This is a genomic window from Micromonospora sp. NPDC051227 (assembly GCF_044455385.1).
Classification (GTDB): domain Bacteria; phylum Actinomycetota; class Actinomycetes; order Mycobacteriales; family Micromonosporaceae; genus Micromonospora.
Genome location: NZ_JBITET010000006.1, coordinates 82,745 through 96,860 on the forward strand (window position 1 = coordinate 82,745; position 14,116 = coordinate 96,860).

Here is a 14,116-nt window from a genome sequence, read left to right on the forward strand (position 1 = left end):
AACCAGGAGGTATCAGGGTATGACGGTCTTATCGCCTCCCCGCTCCACCGACATCGAGCGCGCCCTGCGCGACGCTCGGACGTGGTGCGCGGGGCACACCATCGACGACCGGCCGGCCCTGGTCCACGCGCTGCGCGTCGCTGTGACCATCGAGCAACACGTCCCCTCTCCGGCGCAGGACGTCATCGTCGCCGCGCTCCTGCACGACGCGCCGGAATTCGCCGCGGCGGAAGCGGACGTCTACCAGTCCCTTACCGCCAACTACGGGAGCGAGGTCGCTCGGATCATCGCCGCCCTTCAGGTCGAACACCGCGCCCTTGATGAACCCGACCCGCCCATCCGCGTCGATGACCAACCGGTGCTAGTTGCCTCGACCGCCGACAAGATCGTCGCGCTGACTTCGCTGCTACGCCGGGCCCAAAGCACGGGCAACGCACCGGACTTTTTTGAACGGCGTCCGGTGCTGTGCGGGCTACTGCCGCACTTTCGGGCGTTCCAACGCGCCGCACATCCTCGGCTGCCCGCCAGCATGTCGGCGCATCTCGACGCCGCCCTCACGCCGCTCGAGCGCGCCACTGCTGCTGCACAGCGAGTGGGTGCGCGGTGAGTAGCGACGAGCCCGATGAGCAGCTCTGCACGCAGCTACGAGGTGACCTGCTTGCCGCATCGCGACGGGTACCGGCGCGGCGACACCTCATCCAGACATGGGAGCTGTCCTCGGTCGAGCGCTGGTTCTACCCCGACGGCAGCAGCCTGATCTGCAAGATCGCCGTTGCACCGTTCACCAGCGAAGCGACCGTCCTTCGCGCGCTCAACAATCAGCAAGCCCCAGTTCCGCTGCTGAACGGCTACACGATGCGCCCTAACGGTCTGGGCATGCTGATGGAGGACCTGGGCGAGGCAAGTCGGACCGCGACGCTCGCGGAGGCTGCCGCCACGGCCCGATGGGTTCACGCCACTGCGGGCATTCCCAACCTCCCGACCTTCGACGAAGCGGGCCTGGCGCGGCTACCAGAGCAAGGACTCGATGCGTTAGACGAGCTCCGTCGGCAAGGGCGCTTCACCCGCGACGCGGAAGGGATAGAGGCGGTGCTGCAGCGACTCGCTGCCACCGCACGACACAGAGCCGACGGTGCCGAGCGGCCACCGTTCGGGCTGTGCCACGGCGAATTTCACCGCACTTCACTGCACGTCAGCCGCACCGGCTGTCGTCTCATCGACTGGGCCAAGGCATTCACCGGACCGGGCTTGTTCGACCTGGCCACCTGGTTCGGCACCCGCACACCCACCGACCCCCGACTCCTCACCAAGATCATCCACGCCTACGTCGCCGCAGGTGGCCACCCCGACGCCGAAGCGGACCGGGGCGGGCTTCCCGCTGCCCGATGGGCGCTGGGCTGGCACCGGGTGTGGGCGGCCGGGTGGCTACTCACGACCGCCGCCGCTGGCCACCACCCTGCCTCCGCCGATCTGCGCAATAGCCAAGTCGTCCTCCGGCAACTGCAGGGCGCGGTGGGCCTTTTTGGAGTACCGCTGTCCACTAGCGCCGGCCGCCCATCACTTACTACAGGAAGATCCTCGTGTAGCGCCTTGTCGTCCACACTCACGCCTCGTCCTGCTACTTCCGCACCTCCGTCGGAGGCGACGGGCGCAAGGCGTTAGTGCAGTTCACCGAACCGTGCAACCTACACGCGCACATTGCTTCGTCTCCTCGAATGCCGCCGGGTCCGGCCTGTCCCGGGTCGACTTCATCGCCCCGTGCTGCCACGGCTTCTCGCCGCCCGCGTCGAACGCCTCACGAGCCAAGGGGGGTAGTCGCCACTGTTGTCCACCGGTAGCTGCGGTGTTCGCGACGTAGCGCAATCAGCGATGCTTGTCGGATGGTGACCCGGGCGGGTTGCCGGTGGCGGAGGTCGTTAAGACGGGTGCGGATTGGTCCGGTCGGTGCCTGACCGCCGCTGTAGGCGATCGTCACATGTGGCCGGAATCCATCTGAGGCCTCCGGCACGGTCTGCCATACCGCGCCGATGGCACCCCGGATGGTGGCGCGGAGGTCTTCGAGGCGGTCCCAGGGACGGACGAGCAAGCCGATTCCTTCGGCGTCGGGGTCGACCGGCCCGAGCGACAACTCCAGCGGTGGCAGGCCGGCGCAGCGTCGGCGAGTCTCGGCAACTACCGCTGCAACGTCGGTGTTGGTGACCTCGTCCGTGAAGCCGAGACCTTGCATGGTCAGGTGGAGCCCGTCGAGCGGCACCAAGTCCAGTCCGGGCAAAGCGAGTTGACGTTGCAGGTCGGCGACGAGGTGATGGAGTTCAGGTTGATGTTCGAAGGTGAGGTGCCAGGTGTAGAACTGGCGGTCGGCCCGCCAGCCCGGGCGCCAGTACCAGTGGTTGGTGAGTCTGGGCAGGTCCTGGTAGGCGGTCCAACGCTGGTGCTGGCTGGCCAGTTCCCGGCTGCTCATGACAGCGATGGTAGAGCGGCCTGTCCGGTGCCAGCGACCGGTGTGCGGTCGGCGAGCAGGTCGGCGACCTGCCGTAGCTGCGGGTGGCAAGCGAAGGGGTGGGCAGCGGCGAGGAACTGACGGGTGCGTTGGTTGACCGATTCGAAACGCTGGTCCGCAGTGAGGGTGAGCGCCTCCGCCGCCAGTGCGCCTGCTGCCTCCGGGTCGGGGCTGTTGGCGTGCAGGTGCGCGGTGGCCAGGTCGAGGCGGCAGAGTGCACGCGGGCCAGCCAAACCTGCGGTGTCGAACGCGGCGATCGCGGTGGTGAGATGGTTGGTGACGCCTGCGGTTCGGCCGAGCGCCAGGTAGGCGGTCGCCGCGTTGGCCGCGGTCCTGGCCGGGCAGTACGGTCCGAGGGCGAGACTAGCGCTGACCGACGAGCCGGCCGGGTAGTCGGACAGCATGGTGAATGCGTGGTCAACGGCGCGGTCGACGCCGTACCGGTCTCCGAGACGAGCGAGGGCTCGCGCCTGACCGTTGATCGTGAGGCGGATGCGGTGCCCGCTGGTGCCGCCACGGCGCAGGCCGTCCTGGGCGTAGGCCAGCGCGTCATGGTACTCACCGGCGTAGAAGGCGATCAGGCTTTGCGTGGCCCGTGCCCAGGCTTGCGCGTCGGGCTGCTCGGCAGCCTCGGCGAGGCCGAACGCTTCGGCGGCATAGGCGTGCGCCGTACCGTATACGCCGAGGTCAAGGGCGAGTGCGCCGAGAAGTCCGGACAGGTGAGCGGCGACGGCGTAGAGCCGGGCGCGTTGCGGTGGGTGCTGCTGGCCTTCCATGAGCTGGTCGACGTAGGAGCGCAGCGGTCGCATACGCGCTATAAGGATTACCGGAGTGAGGCGCTCGTTGTCGGCGATCGCCTGCTGGACCTCGTTTTCCAAATATGCGAGACGAATGTTGTCATCGACGGAAGACTTCAGCGCCAGCCGGCGGGCATCTATGCTGTCCTCGCGTTCCCACAGAAGAGCACCGCCATTCGCTCCGAAGGCGTGGTGGCCAGCATCGGTCGGCGTCGCCGGCCCCGACGTGCTCATGGCCTCTTGGATCGCCGATGAGCGTCGTCGTTGACGGTTCAGCTCAGTGATGCGGTCGTACTCACTGACGAGGATGCCACCGGTCTGCAGCACAGTGTCGCAGCGCGCCCAGAAGGCACGGTCCGGGTGTTGGTGACCGGTCTCTGTGTTCGCCACGGAGCTGCGGCCGTACTGCACGAGCCGCGCCAATTCGTGCTGGGTGTGACCGCCAGCCCGGCGCAACTGCGCGAGCCGGCGGCCGAGCTCGCGGCGGGCGGCCTTGGTCTCGTCGCTGTCAGCCATCGCTGTTAACCCCCCGGTCTACTGCAGACTTGCGGTCACGATGTGTGCAGACGATAGCTGCTGCCTGTGAAAATCGTTCCGGGTCGGTCGATCAGCGCGGAGCATCTGAGCGAGCACCGGCCCGTCGACGGCCGTTGTGAGATCGGGCGGCATCGTCAGGTTCCCATTGTCGATAGCGGCGGCAGCCCGTGGCAGGACCACAATGTCGGAGCTTTGTCGGAGTTTGATAGCGGCATTTGCCGACACTGTCGGCGCAGGTCGCTGCTAGCGCGTCGGTCGGTGTCCGGTCCCCGCATGCCCCTCCGCCCGCCCCGTCAATCGCCGGCCTGCCACTGTGAACGGGGGCACCGGCGATCGACTGTCTGGGTGCGTTGAGTCGGTGTGTACGACCAGCGCTCCGGGCCAGGGAGACGGCTCGTTCGGGGATGGCAGGACCGCTGCAGCGGGTATCGGTGCCGTCAACTGCCCGCCGTGGCACAGGGGCATCAGTTGATCTAGGAACCTCTGGTGATCGTCGGTTGAGCGTGTGGTTCCCAAGCTGACAATCGGGCGATCTAGTCAATTTCGGCGACCGAGACGTCTGATAAACCTCAAAGTTGATGAACCTATGCTGTTGAGTAACTGCTGCGCCCGGTCCCCGGACCGGGCGAGGATCGCAACGTCGCTAGCCTCGCCGGCATGCCGGATCCTGTCGCGTTGCGCTGCGCCCGGTCCCCGGACCGGGCGAGGATCGCAACAAGGGCAAGACCGACCGCGAGTGGCTGACGGGCGCGACGCTGCGCCCGGTCCCCGGACCCTTGGATTGGGTGAGGATCGCGACATCGTCGAGTCTGGGTGATCGGACCAGCCCCGTGGCTGCGTCCGGGTTTCGGACGGGTGAGGACTGCATCGCCGACGTCACGCTGGGAATATTCGAGCACACGCAGGCTGAGCCCGGGCCCCGGATCGGGCGAGGATCGCAAACAAGGGCGGCGACCTGTTCGACGGTCGGGCGATTGAGGCTGTGCCCGACTCCCAGGCCGGGCGAGATCGAATGCCTGCGGCTGGGTCGGTCGGGTCACCGGTCCGGCGTTGCGCTCGCTCTCGAACCGAGCGAGGATGGCAACTGGCGGCGTCGAATCCGCAGGTGGCGTGTAGGCGCCTGACCGAAGTCGCCGACCAGTTGAGTTGTGGGCCTTGCAGTCATGGATGGTCGCCGCGGTGCTGGGCCCACGTGGTTCCCGAGGCCGTGGATGTGCAGGCACCAAGCCTGATGTCCTTGAGTAGAGGGCCCCCGAGGGGGAACACCATAGTGACCCTTATGAGCGTCAGGTGGTGGAACCGGTATTGCAGGCGTCCGCAAAGCACATCCGTGGGCTGGTGCGGCCGTCGCGACGAGGAGATCAAGTACAGGGGGTCGGCGCACAACGCGCAGGTCCTGAAGAACCGATGCGGCATGCAACACGACCGCCGGGGAGATCCAGTGCTGCCCCCGGTGCACGCCAGCGGCAACTTCGGGTGCAGCGGCACCACCTCACGTGGCCCCGGATGGACAGTTAGTCAACGACGTCTCCGGCAACCTGAATCTCCAGGTGGGGCTGGGCGCCGCCAACCTCTTCTGTGAGGACTCACGGCCGGCCCTACCGGAACTAGCACGCCGATGGCCGGCACTTCGTGCACAAGACGGTCGACCTCCGCGCCCTCATTGAAGCGGTGGATCTGGAACACGGTTCTGGTCGCCGAGAAGGAGAATCCGTCAGCTACCGGGAGATCTTCGGCAAGCACTTGAAGCGGCGGAGCAGCCAGAAGAAACGCCGCTGAGCAGGGCCGATGCCGTGTGGTGGGAGCCCAACCGCACTGATTGAGGCGGCCCGGGCCGGATGACGGACGGCGCGGACGGTGGAGCCGCCGGTACGCCGCCGATAAAGTCCCCCGAGAACAGCGGGACTGAGCATGTTGGGCGGCCCGCACTCTGTGGACGTCGTGTCCCGACACGTGTCCACCGATGAGTGGGGCAGTTGTCCTGTCGCCCATATACAGTCCTGCGAAAGCGACCGGCCTGCATGTCTGGGTCAAGGCGGCGGTCCCCTGGGGTGCAACCCAGGGGCCGCCTTGAACGGTCGCACCCACCACGTCCTGGCAGGGACTTACATGAAGGAGAACGACACCAGGTGACCACGGTAACGAGAGGGTCCCGGCAGCGCCAGACCGGGGAGACCGGCGGCGGTGTGGAACACGTCCTGATCGGCGCGCTGGTGCTGATCGCGGCGCTGTCCATGGGCGCGCTGGTGTACATCGTCCAGCTCAGCGGGCCGGACATGGGCGGCATCGCCCAGGTGGCCATCACCACGATCGGCGGGGTTGCCTTGGCGGCTATCAGCGCCATCGCGGTGGTGCTCCGCAAGCGGCCCGCCCGGCGCCGCAGCTAGCACGGAGTCGGGGCCGGAGTTCATCTCCGGCCTCGGCTTCACCCACGACTTCAACAGGCAAGGCCGCCACTTCCTGGAGATCCATTCGTTGATTCGGAACTTCATCTCCGGTTCCGGCAACAATCGCAACTTCGGCAACGCGGACGACAGCCTGCGCAGATCCATTCGCTGGCTCCGGCGGCCTTCTCACCGGGGCAACCAGGGCAACGAGACGAATATGGCCCCTGGCCTGGGGAATCCGTTGCCCCACGGGGCAACCAGGGGTAGCCAGGTCTGACGCAAAGGAGCCCCCGCTACGGGGGGCTCCTTTGTGCTGGCTCAGCTCAGGCGGCCAGACGGGGCTCAGCGGCCCGCTGTCAGTTGGTCCAGTACCCCCTGGATGCGCGCCGCCAGGCGGGCCCGCATCTCCTGGCCGTTCTTCAGGGCTTCCTCCGGCGTCTCGCCCAGGGCGTATAGCTCATCTTCGGCCACCAGGCCGTCCTTCGTGATGGGCCGGGGGAGGTCCTGCGAGTCGTCCATCCAGAGGCCATAAACCACCTCTGCCTTCGTGACCTCCGCCCCCTCCTCCATGAACCTGAGGTCCTCGTGGAGTTGGTCTCTGGACCGCATAGCCAGCCCCTGCCGGCTCAGCCTGGCCAGCTTCCGGTCCGTCCCCCAGGACGTCCAGAGCGGCTTAGACACGGAGATCACGATGGGATCGGTCATTCGGTCTGTCTCCTTCGGACTGGCTAGATCAGGCGGCCAGCGTATGGCCTAGCGGCCAGGGAGGACTCCTCCTCTGGCTGCCGTTTCGGGGGTGGATCTTGTTTGTTCTTCTCTGGCCAGCTCCGCCCCTCCTGGACCTGTCCTCCCCCTTCCCCCACTTCGTAGGGGGAAGGGGGAGGACAGGTCTTCAGGACAGGGTCCGGGGAGAGCTTTCCTGTACCTGTCCGGGACAGGTGTGAACTGGGGAATAGAGACTTCCCATGGTCAAGATCAGGCCAGGTCCCAGGTCCAGGCAGGCGTGGTTCGGATCTCGTAGACGTGGCGTGACGGCAGCGGCCGCACTCGTTGCGGCCGATGTGCCGCCGATGCGCCAGAAGGCCGGGTGCGGCTTGAGGGTGGCATGCACGACGCTCGGTGGCCCCAGCGGCTGGACCCGAGCGAGAGCCGCGTTCGATGCCGTCCAATCAACATGCGTGGGCGGCGGGGACGACATCGCCCGAGCCTCGTGTAGGCGCGCTGAGAACGACGCCGTGGCATGCGGACCGCTTGCTGCGCCTACGGCCGCTACAGGACGGCGTTCAGTTCATGGGGGATAGCCGGCCTGTTTCGTGGCCGTGGGCATCCCGTAGCACGAGGACCTTGCCGTCGAGACCGGCTCGTCTGGCCGTTGTGACCCATTGTCCGATCGGCACGCTGGCGGCGCAGATCGCCAATGTGGCTATTCTTGCGGTGGCGAGCAGCGTGCCGCTGGCAGCGGTGATCCACCGACCGCTTTCATCGTTGCAGCCATCGGATCCGTGCCACTCGCCGTCGGCCGTGAATTCCAGGTAGGCCGCGTTGTGTCCGCTCTTGGGCGTCCAACGGCCTATCAACAGGCGCTGATCGGCGGGAACGAGCTTCGCCGGTAGTGCGACGGCTGGTGCCAGGGCCCGTCGAGCCTTGTCGGTGACCACCGGCTGTTCCAGCACGGAGTCGGCCTTGTCGGGTTCGGGGGTAGGTGCCGCCCCGGGGATCAGCCGGGCGACAGTTTGCCCTCGTCCGTCTAGGAGTACGGGCAACCCCGCCCCGTCGAACTGGAAGGTGGTCACGTTCCGCAGCCACCTGGGTGTCTCTAGACTGGCCTTCTCGCAGCCAGGCGTGCTCTCGACGACGACCGCGGAAGCCGACCAGACGTCGGCGAGGAAAACACCTTCATCGTTGGCCCGCCAGGACCCGCCCAGAGTGCCGCAGTGGCTGCCGATCACGTGCAGTTCACTGTCTGCGAGGCGCAGGATCTTGCCCGCGCCGGGGTCGGCGACGTCAACGAGCGTCCAGGAGCCGATCAGCATCTCCGGCGCTAACGACACTGCGGCCCCCGTGGTGCCCGTGACCGGCGCCCTTGGCCCTGCTGCCTCCTGGTGGCCCTGCGTCGGGCATCCGCTGAGCAGCACGCCCATTAATGCCAACGTCGCGAGGTGGCCCTGACGCGCCTTGTGGCTTCTCATCCTGCCGTCTCCCGATTCCTCCGGGCACCGTCGGGCCGGAGTGGGTCGGCACTCGACAGTGGCACTTCTTCTGTCAACGGCTGGTAGGAGCATTGGATGCGCGTGATCTCGTCGGACCGCGGCCCTCCACACAGGCTGCCCTCAATTGACGGCCATGCGCTCCGCCAGAGTGTCTTGAAGCCATGCCGCCGCGCAGAACGCTGTTCCTGTCGGGAATGTTGGGAGGCAAGGCTAGTAACCAGCAAGTCGTCGAAGACGGCCGGAGGGGCTCCGGTTGACACAGAAGCGGACCTCTACCTCTACGGTCGGCACCGAGAACGCGGTCGGGCAGCGGCCCCGACTCGCCCGCACCGAAGGATGCCAAGGCCAGTACGCCGCTGGCGGCGTCGAAAAGTCTCGCGGTGACCTCGTGTGGCGCACGGCGGTGTTGAGCAGGACACCCGGCACCGACACTGGCTCCCGGTCCTTCGGCCAGGAGATCGCCCCCTAACTCGAGGGCAGGCGTCCGAAGAATCGAACACTCGGCTGGCAGCCGTGACCGTCGCCGGGATGATCTCGGCGGTCACCTGTCAGGCCACCGTGGCCGCCAGACAGCCGAGAGGGAACACGCGCGTCGTGTCGGCCGCCTTTCATCACCCGCTTGCTTGATGATTAGGCGGATGACCACCCTGATGCCGAGCAGGCGGATTCCACCATTTTAGACGGCAGATATGGCATCTACGCAAGCTCGCTCGAAGGAGTGAGCCGTTTTGGTATAGGCATGCGTGAGGCGCCTTTACTAGTGGGAAAATGCGCGAGCGAGCCGTCAACCTGCAGGTCACGTGGAGGTGGCGCCTGAGTGGGTGAGGCGCTGAGGACTCGCCGTGTCGCCTGTACCCACGGCTCGGGGTTTCGTACAGTCCCACCAGCAGAACGAGACAGGGTGGGCTGGTGTGCCTTGGTTTCCCGGGCCCGCTACCGGTTCGCAGTAGATGCAGGCCGGGGAGGCGGGCGCTAGCACAGTGAGGCTTCCCGAGCTCCGGCACGGCAGGTGTCGGTTTCCCGACAAACTGCTGCGGCTGAGAGGTATTCGTGGCGCCGATCGTGGCAAATGCTGGCCTTGGTCGGCTACGTGTTTGGCAGTTGAAGCGTGTTGTTTCCAAGAGCGTGGAGGAACTTTCGCCAGGAATCGTCTGTGAACGAAAGGAGCGTGTGGGCGGCGGCCGAGTTGCACACCTTAACCGTCGTGGCGTAACGAGATACGTCGACGCAGTGGTCGTTCTGGCACCTGGAGCTGCGGCGGGTCCAGATGGGGTGGGAGTTGCGATCTTCTTCCATTTTCCGATTCTCCTGGAGTCGACGGTTTGTTGTTGAGGGTTTCGACGAGTGGAAGCGCGGTGCTGATGACGGTTTATGCGGAAATCGCCTTTGCTGGCGTTCCGAGCCGAGTCTCGGACGCGAGGAGGGCTTTACTGACCGTCTTCGGTTGTGTCGCGCTATGTAAGTACGGTAGCAGGGCCATGACCAGTTCGGCCATGAATGTCTGGCTCTTTCACCCGATTCGGCGCCCGAAGGGCTGGTCTGATAGCTTATTTCCCTCAGCGGCAAGCCGACAGCCTGAAGAGAATTGCTCTAGGCAATTTTCCTCATCCATTTTGCCTTTTGCAGTTGCTGACTGGAGGGCGTAGACGTGACGACGGGCGGGCAAGGGCCTACCACGAATCGAAGGCGCCTGCGCCTCGTGCTTCGCCAACTGCGCCTCGATCGCGGGTTCTCGCTTGAGGACGTACGCCAAGAGATGGACTGGTCGCTGTCAAAGGTGACACGGATCGAGAACGGCTCGGTCAGCATCTCCGTCAACGACCTGCGAGCCCTGCTTGACTTTTACCAGGTGCGCGACGCTGATCAAGTGCGCAACCTGCTCGATTTAGCAAGGTTGGCGCGCCGGCGTCACTGGGCCGCAGAGTATCGAGACTTCGTATCCCCGTCCTATATGGACTTTTTGGGCTACGAGGACGACTCGTGGCGCATTAGCCAATACCATCCCTTCCTTGTGCCGGGCTTGCTTCAGACGGAGCGTTACGCCCGGCTGGTGGTGACCACAGGACCGCAATACCGCGTCGATAATCGGGCGGCAGACGCTCGGGCGCAGTTGCGCATGGCGCGTCAGAGTCGGGTCTTCGCCCGGTCGAGGCGATGTGAGGTGCGGATCGTCCTCGACGAACGTGCCCTGAAGTCCGTGGAGAACACCGACCTCATGCTCGAACAGATCGAACAGGTGCTGTCCCGACTGCCGGAGCTCGACCTCGTGGTTCTCCGCCGGGACACGGCCGCCAACTCCGTCCTTGTCGGCCCGTTCTCCTTGCATGAGTTCGAGTCAGAGGTAGATCCAGACGTGGTCTACCTCGACAACCTGCCGGACGACGTCGCACTCGTCGAGGACCACGCGGTGGTCGCCGGCTATAAGAGCTCCTTCGAGGATCTGTACCGCCAGGCGGCGGCGGGCGACGACGCTCGGCGCCTACTCGAGACCATCGGTGCCTCTCTGCGGGAGCAGGCACCCGCCTAGCTTTCCCGAGAGTGCCGCGGATTGGGCACGTCAACTCGCGAACCGTCGATACCCGGGTCGCCCTGGTTGAGCCGCCTCCTGCCCAGCGCGGCGGAGACATGAATCTGCGCGACGACGATGGGCCGGTGCGCCGGCAGCCACTCGACCATGACGGCCAGCAGACCTACCAGGCCAGCCACCTTCAGGTCATCGACTTGCGTGCCGACAAACACCGCCACGGCCACGACGGCGCCCAACGACCCACACCGGCCGCGGCCGCCGACCGAGTAGGTGGGCCACCCGGCCGAACCGACTCCGTCCGTCTCGCCGACGGTCACGACCTGTGCCGGAGGCGCGAGGTCCACTACCAGCTCGTGGCCCGTCGCTACTTCCTGTGAACGCACCATGAGTGCGCTCCTCCTATGTCTGTTAGGGGTTAGCAAGGTGCCGTCTGCACTTGCCGTCCGCAACTCCCAATCCGCCCTGGGCGATCGGACGTATGCAATTTACGCCGCCGAGGCTGCGCAGAAGCCGCGACACGCCGAGTGTTGCTCCCGTTGCCGCTGGTGATCTTGGGGCACCTCGCTCCTTGCTGGCAAGCCACCGCACAAGCCTTCTCCCGCCCCAACCGTCGATGCCCATCGGCGTGCTGGTAGCCCTCACTCAACCCTGAGGTGAGCAGTTCGACCGATGCCGCTGTCACGTCCGCAGGACCGTGGCGCCGACCGGTACATCCCGGTGACCCCCGACGGGGACAACTTCCAGTCAGGCGGGCTGCAGCGTGGATCGAACTCGGCCGAGCGGGTGCAGCTTTCGACGTTGCGGCCCGTCGCTCGCCGTTCAGTGGCGGGCCTCCGGTGAGTGGTTCAGCGTCAGCTGAAGACAAGGTCAATGTATGCGGGATCGTGGTCGGACCCGTCACCGCTGATCTGGGTGCGGCGCATCACGTGCGCGGCGGTGACGGTCAGGTCGGTGGTCGTCCAGATCTGGTCGTAGAGGGCGAAGGTGGTGACGCCCTTTGCCCGGTGCCGGTGTGTCCACATGGCGGGGAACAAGTCGGCGAACTTGTCGTCGACGAGGGCCCCGTTGCGGTTGGGGCCGGCGATCGTGGTGCCCCGTTGGATGTGCTCGGTGAGGTTCGCTTGTTGCAGGGCGGCGAGGGTTGCGGCCGCAGGGGCGTCGTTGAAGTCGCCAGTGACCACAACGCGGCGGGTCAGCCGCTGCCGACGCAAAATCTTGGCGATTGCCGTCGCTTGGTCGCGGCGTCGTTCGGCAATCGCTTCTCGAGCGGCTGCGACCTCGGCGGGACTGAGGGTGTGTTCGTCAGTGATGAAGTTGCTCTTGAGGTGGTTGACCAGCACGTGCAACGGTTTGCCGTCCGGGGCAGCGATCTCGGCTTGCAGGAGGTCGCGGCCGAACACCGGTTCCCCGGCGGGGTTGGGCCAAAACCGCCAGGAAATGATACGAGTGATCGGGTGGCGGGAGCAGATGGCAACGTCGATGCGGCGGGGGTCGTTGCCCTCCACGACGACCCGGTAGCGGTAGTCGATGCCCAGCGGGCGCAGGTCGTCGCGGTGGAACGTGTCAAGGGCGTCTTGGTCTTCGACTTCCTGCAGGCACAGCACGTCGGCGTTCAGGGCGGCGATGCGTCGTGCGATCCACGCCCGGGCTTTTGGGTCCTTGCCCTTCACGAGTCTGCCGCGGAAGGTGCACAGAATCCCGCTCAGGTGGGTGCCGTCCGGCAGGACCACCTCGACCACTGACGGTTGTTCCCTGCTCGGCCCGCCTGCGTCGGGCGTAGCGTCGGTAGCGATCTCGGCGAGCGGGGAATTCGCTACGGTCCGGGGAAGCTCCGCCTGGAACGACCAGCGGGAGAACAGGTTGTTGGCGTTGAACGTCGCGATCCTCACATCTACCGCCCGCTTCCACTGTCCACGGATCGGCTCTTAGATGAGCTTGACGATACGGTTCACCCGCCCAAGTGGGCAGCAACTATCAGCAAGCCGCCAATCCTGGAGCCCGCCGGTCCCGCCTTGGCGACCATCCGCGGTGTTGTCCCGATGGACGCCGCCGCACTGCGCGGCTGGCTGAGAGCAGGCGGATCCCCGCGGCGGCGCTGGATGATGCCGAGAGTTCGATGGCGGCATCCGCAACAGAAGGCGGGCACATGCCCCGCTGGGTCCGCCCAGCTCGTGCCCGCACACCGGTGAAGTGCTTCGAAGTTTCGTAGCTGCTTCTCGCCTCTTCACAAACACGCCTTTCGATGGACATGATCGTCAGAGACGGTTGCCGTCCACCCAGCGCCGAGGAGGCCCCCATGCGGGTAACCCACGTCTCAGCCCGTTTCCCACGCGTCACGCGCCACGGCGCCGTGGTCGTCCTCGCCGCCGTCGCCGCCCTGGTCGGCGTCAGCGCGCAGCCCGCGTCCGCTACGCCGCCCGGGATCCCGTCGAAGGCGACGGCCCAGTCGCAGCTCAACGCCCTGACCGTGGCAACCCAAGGCTCGACCAGTGGCTACTCCCGCGACCTGTTCCCGCACTGGATCACGATCAGCGGTAGCTGCAACACTCGCGAGCAGGTCCTCAAGCGCGACGGCACCTCCGTCGTCGTCGACAGCTCCTGCGCGGCCACCTCCGGCCGCTGGTACAGCCCCTACGACGGCGCGACCTGGACTGCCGCCTCCGACGTCGACATCGACCACGTCGTCCCCTTGGCCGAGGCATGGCGCTCCGGCGCCAGCTCTTGGACGACCAGCCGTCGGCAAAGCTTCGCCAACGACCTGAGCCGCCCGCAGCTGATCGCAGTGACCGACAACGTCAACCAGTCCAAGGGCGACCAGGACCCCTCCACCTGGCAGCCGCCGCTGTCGTCGTACCGGTGCACCTACAGCAAAATGTGGATCACCGTGAAGTACAACTGGAGCCTCACCCTGCAGACGTCGGAGAAGTCCGCCCTGCAGAGCATGCTCAACACCTGCAGCTCCTGACCGTGCGGTTCTGGCGGGCGGCCCGCCCTGCGGGACGGGACCGCCCGCCGGGTGGCGCCATCCACTGGGGCGGGAGAGATGCCGCGTCACCGAGCTGCTCGCGCCCCCTGCCTCCAGAGTCGGCGGCGAGGAGACGCTGCACCAACGCCAGTGCCCTGGGGCTCGCTGTCGAACTCCCGCCGCAACACCAGCC

At 66.3% G+C, this 14,116-nt stretch carries 12 protein-coding genes; 5 read left to right on the top strand and 7 right to left on the bottom strand.

Annotation, left to right across the window (positions count from 1 at the left end; genetic code table 11):
- The first annotated feature begins 19 nt into the window (after positions 1-19).
- Both ACIA47_RS17235 and ACIA47_RS17240 read left to right on the top strand, forming a co-directional pair.
- Positions 20-607, top strand: coding sequence for a metal-dependent phosphohydrolase (locus tag ACIA47_RS17235; RefSeq protein ID WP_396708953.1), 588 nt, complete (start codon positions 20-22; stop codon positions 605-607).
- Positions 604-1,662 (top strand): aminoglycoside phosphotransferase family protein, encoded by a 1,059-nt coding sequence (locus ACIA47_RS17240; protein WP_396708955.1) that lies wholly within the window; start codon positions 604-606, stop codon positions 1,660-1,662. Before ACIA47_RS17235 ends, ACIA47_RS17240 begins: the two co-directional genes overlap by 4 nt.
- Positions 1,663-1,795: 133 nt before the next feature.
- Here the strand turns inward: ACIA47_RS17240 and ACIA47_RS17245 are convergent, their stop codons facing one another.
- Both ACIA47_RS17245 and ACIA47_RS17250 read right to left on the bottom strand, forming a co-directional pair.
- Positions 1,796-2,461, bottom strand: a complete 666-nt coding sequence (locus tag ACIA47_RS17245; RefSeq protein WP_396708957.1) for a 2'-5' RNA ligase family protein — start codon at positions 2,459-2,461, stop codon at positions 1,796-1,798.
- A complete protein-coding gene (locus tag ACIA47_RS17250; protein WP_396708959.1) occupies positions 2,458-3,813 on the bottom strand; it encodes a helix-turn-helix domain-containing protein in 1,356 nt (451 codons plus the stop codon). Before ACIA47_RS17250 ends, ACIA47_RS17245 begins: the two co-directional genes overlap by 4 nt.
- Positions 3,814-5,963: 2,150 nt before the next feature.
- On the opposite strand from ACIA47_RS17250, the gene ACIA47_RS17255 reads away from it, so the two are divergent.
- A complete protein-coding gene (locus tag ACIA47_RS17255) occupies positions 5,964-6,221 on the top strand; it encodes a hypothetical protein (RefSeq protein WP_396708961.1) in 258 nt (85 codons plus the stop codon).
- 342 nt (positions 6,222-6,563) lie between these two features.
- Here the strand turns inward: ACIA47_RS17255 and ACIA47_RS17260 are convergent, their stop codons facing one another.
- The 3 genes from ACIA47_RS17260 to ACIA47_RS17270 all read right to left on the bottom strand — a co-directional run bounded on the left by ACIA47_RS17260 (position 6,564) and on the right by ACIA47_RS17270 (position 9,727).
- Positions 6,564-6,926, bottom strand: a complete 363-nt coding sequence (locus tag ACIA47_RS17260; RefSeq protein WP_396708963.1) for a hypothetical protein — start codon at positions 6,924-6,926, stop codon at positions 6,564-6,566.
- Between the two features lie 578 nt (positions 6,927-7,504).
- Positions 7,505-8,410, bottom strand: a complete 906-nt coding sequence (locus ACIA47_RS17265) for an META domain-containing protein (RefSeq protein ID WP_396708965.1) — start codon at positions 8,408-8,410, stop codon at positions 7,505-7,507.
- Between the two features lie 1,107 nt (positions 8,411-9,517).
- Positions 9,518-9,727, bottom strand: coding sequence for a DUF397 domain-containing protein (locus ACIA47_RS17270; RefSeq protein WP_396708967.1), 210 nt, complete (start codon positions 9,725-9,727; stop codon positions 9,518-9,520).
- A gap of 403 nt (positions 9,728-10,130) precedes the next feature.
- Here ACIA47_RS17270 and ACIA47_RS17275 point away from each other — a divergent pair, with 403 nt between their 5' ends.
- Entirely contained in the window at positions 10,131-10,958 is an 828-nt protein-coding gene (locus ACIA47_RS17275) for a helix-turn-helix domain-containing protein (protein ID WP_396708969.1), read from the top strand.
- Here the strand turns inward: ACIA47_RS17275 and ACIA47_RS17280 are convergent.
- Both ACIA47_RS17280 and ACIA47_RS17285 read right to left on the bottom strand, forming a co-directional pair.
- Complete coding sequence (locus ACIA47_RS17280) at positions 10,955-11,344, bottom strand: hypothetical protein (protein ID WP_396708971.1); 390 nt, start codon at positions 11,342-11,344, stop codon at positions 10,955-10,957. The two genes, ACIA47_RS17275 and ACIA47_RS17280, sit on opposite strands and share 4 nt — an antisense overlap.
- A 465-nt stretch (positions 11,345-11,809) precedes the next feature.
- Positions 11,810-12,847 carry an endonuclease/exonuclease/phosphatase family protein gene (locus tag ACIA47_RS17285; protein WP_396708973.1) on the bottom strand — a complete coding sequence of 346 codons (1,038 nt, stop codon included), beginning with the start codon at positions 12,845-12,847 and terminating at the stop codon, positions 11,810-11,812.
- A gap of 407 nt (positions 12,848-13,254) precedes the next feature.
- Between ACIA47_RS17285 and ACIA47_RS17290 the strand changes: the two genes are divergently transcribed.
- A complete protein-coding gene (locus ACIA47_RS17290; protein WP_396708975.1) occupies positions 13,255-13,923 on the top strand; it encodes an HNH endonuclease family protein in 669 nt (222 codons plus the stop codon).
- Positions 13,924-14,116 lie beyond the last annotated feature (193 nt).

Excerpts from the sequence above, each read along its gene's own strand:
- ACIA47_RS17235 (WP_396708953.1), top strand. The coding sequence starts at position 20 with ATGACGGTCTTATCGCCTCCCCGCTCCACCGACATCGAGCGCGCCCTG.
- ACIA47_RS17245 (WP_396708957.1), bottom strand. The coding sequence starts at position 2,461 with ATGAGCAGCCGGGAACTGGCCAGCCAGCACCAGCGTTGGACCGCCTAC.
- ACIA47_RS17250 (WP_396708959.1), bottom strand. The coding sequence starts at position 3,813 with ATGGCTGACAGCGACGAGACCAAGGCCGCCCGCCGCGAGCTCGGCCGC.
- ACIA47_RS17260 (WP_396708963.1), bottom strand. The coding sequence starts at position 6,926 with ATGACCGATCCCATCGTGATCTCCGTGTCTAAGCCGCTCTGGACGTCC.
- ACIA47_RS17265 (WP_396708965.1), bottom strand. The coding sequence starts at position 8,410 with ATGAGAAGCCACAAGGCGCGTCAGGGCCACCTCGCGACGTTGGCATTA.
- ACIA47_RS17270 (WP_396708967.1), bottom strand. The coding sequence starts at position 9,727 with ATGGAAGAAGATCGCAACTCCCACCCCATCTGGACCCGCCGCAGCTCC.
- ACIA47_RS17280 (WP_396708971.1), bottom strand. The coding sequence starts at position 11,344 with ATGGTGCGTTCACAGGAAGTAGCGACGGGCCACGAGCTGGTAGTGGAC.
- ACIA47_RS17290 (WP_396708975.1), top strand. The coding sequence starts at position 13,255 with ATGCGGGTAACCCACGTCTCAGCCCGTTTCCCACGCGTCACGCGCCAC.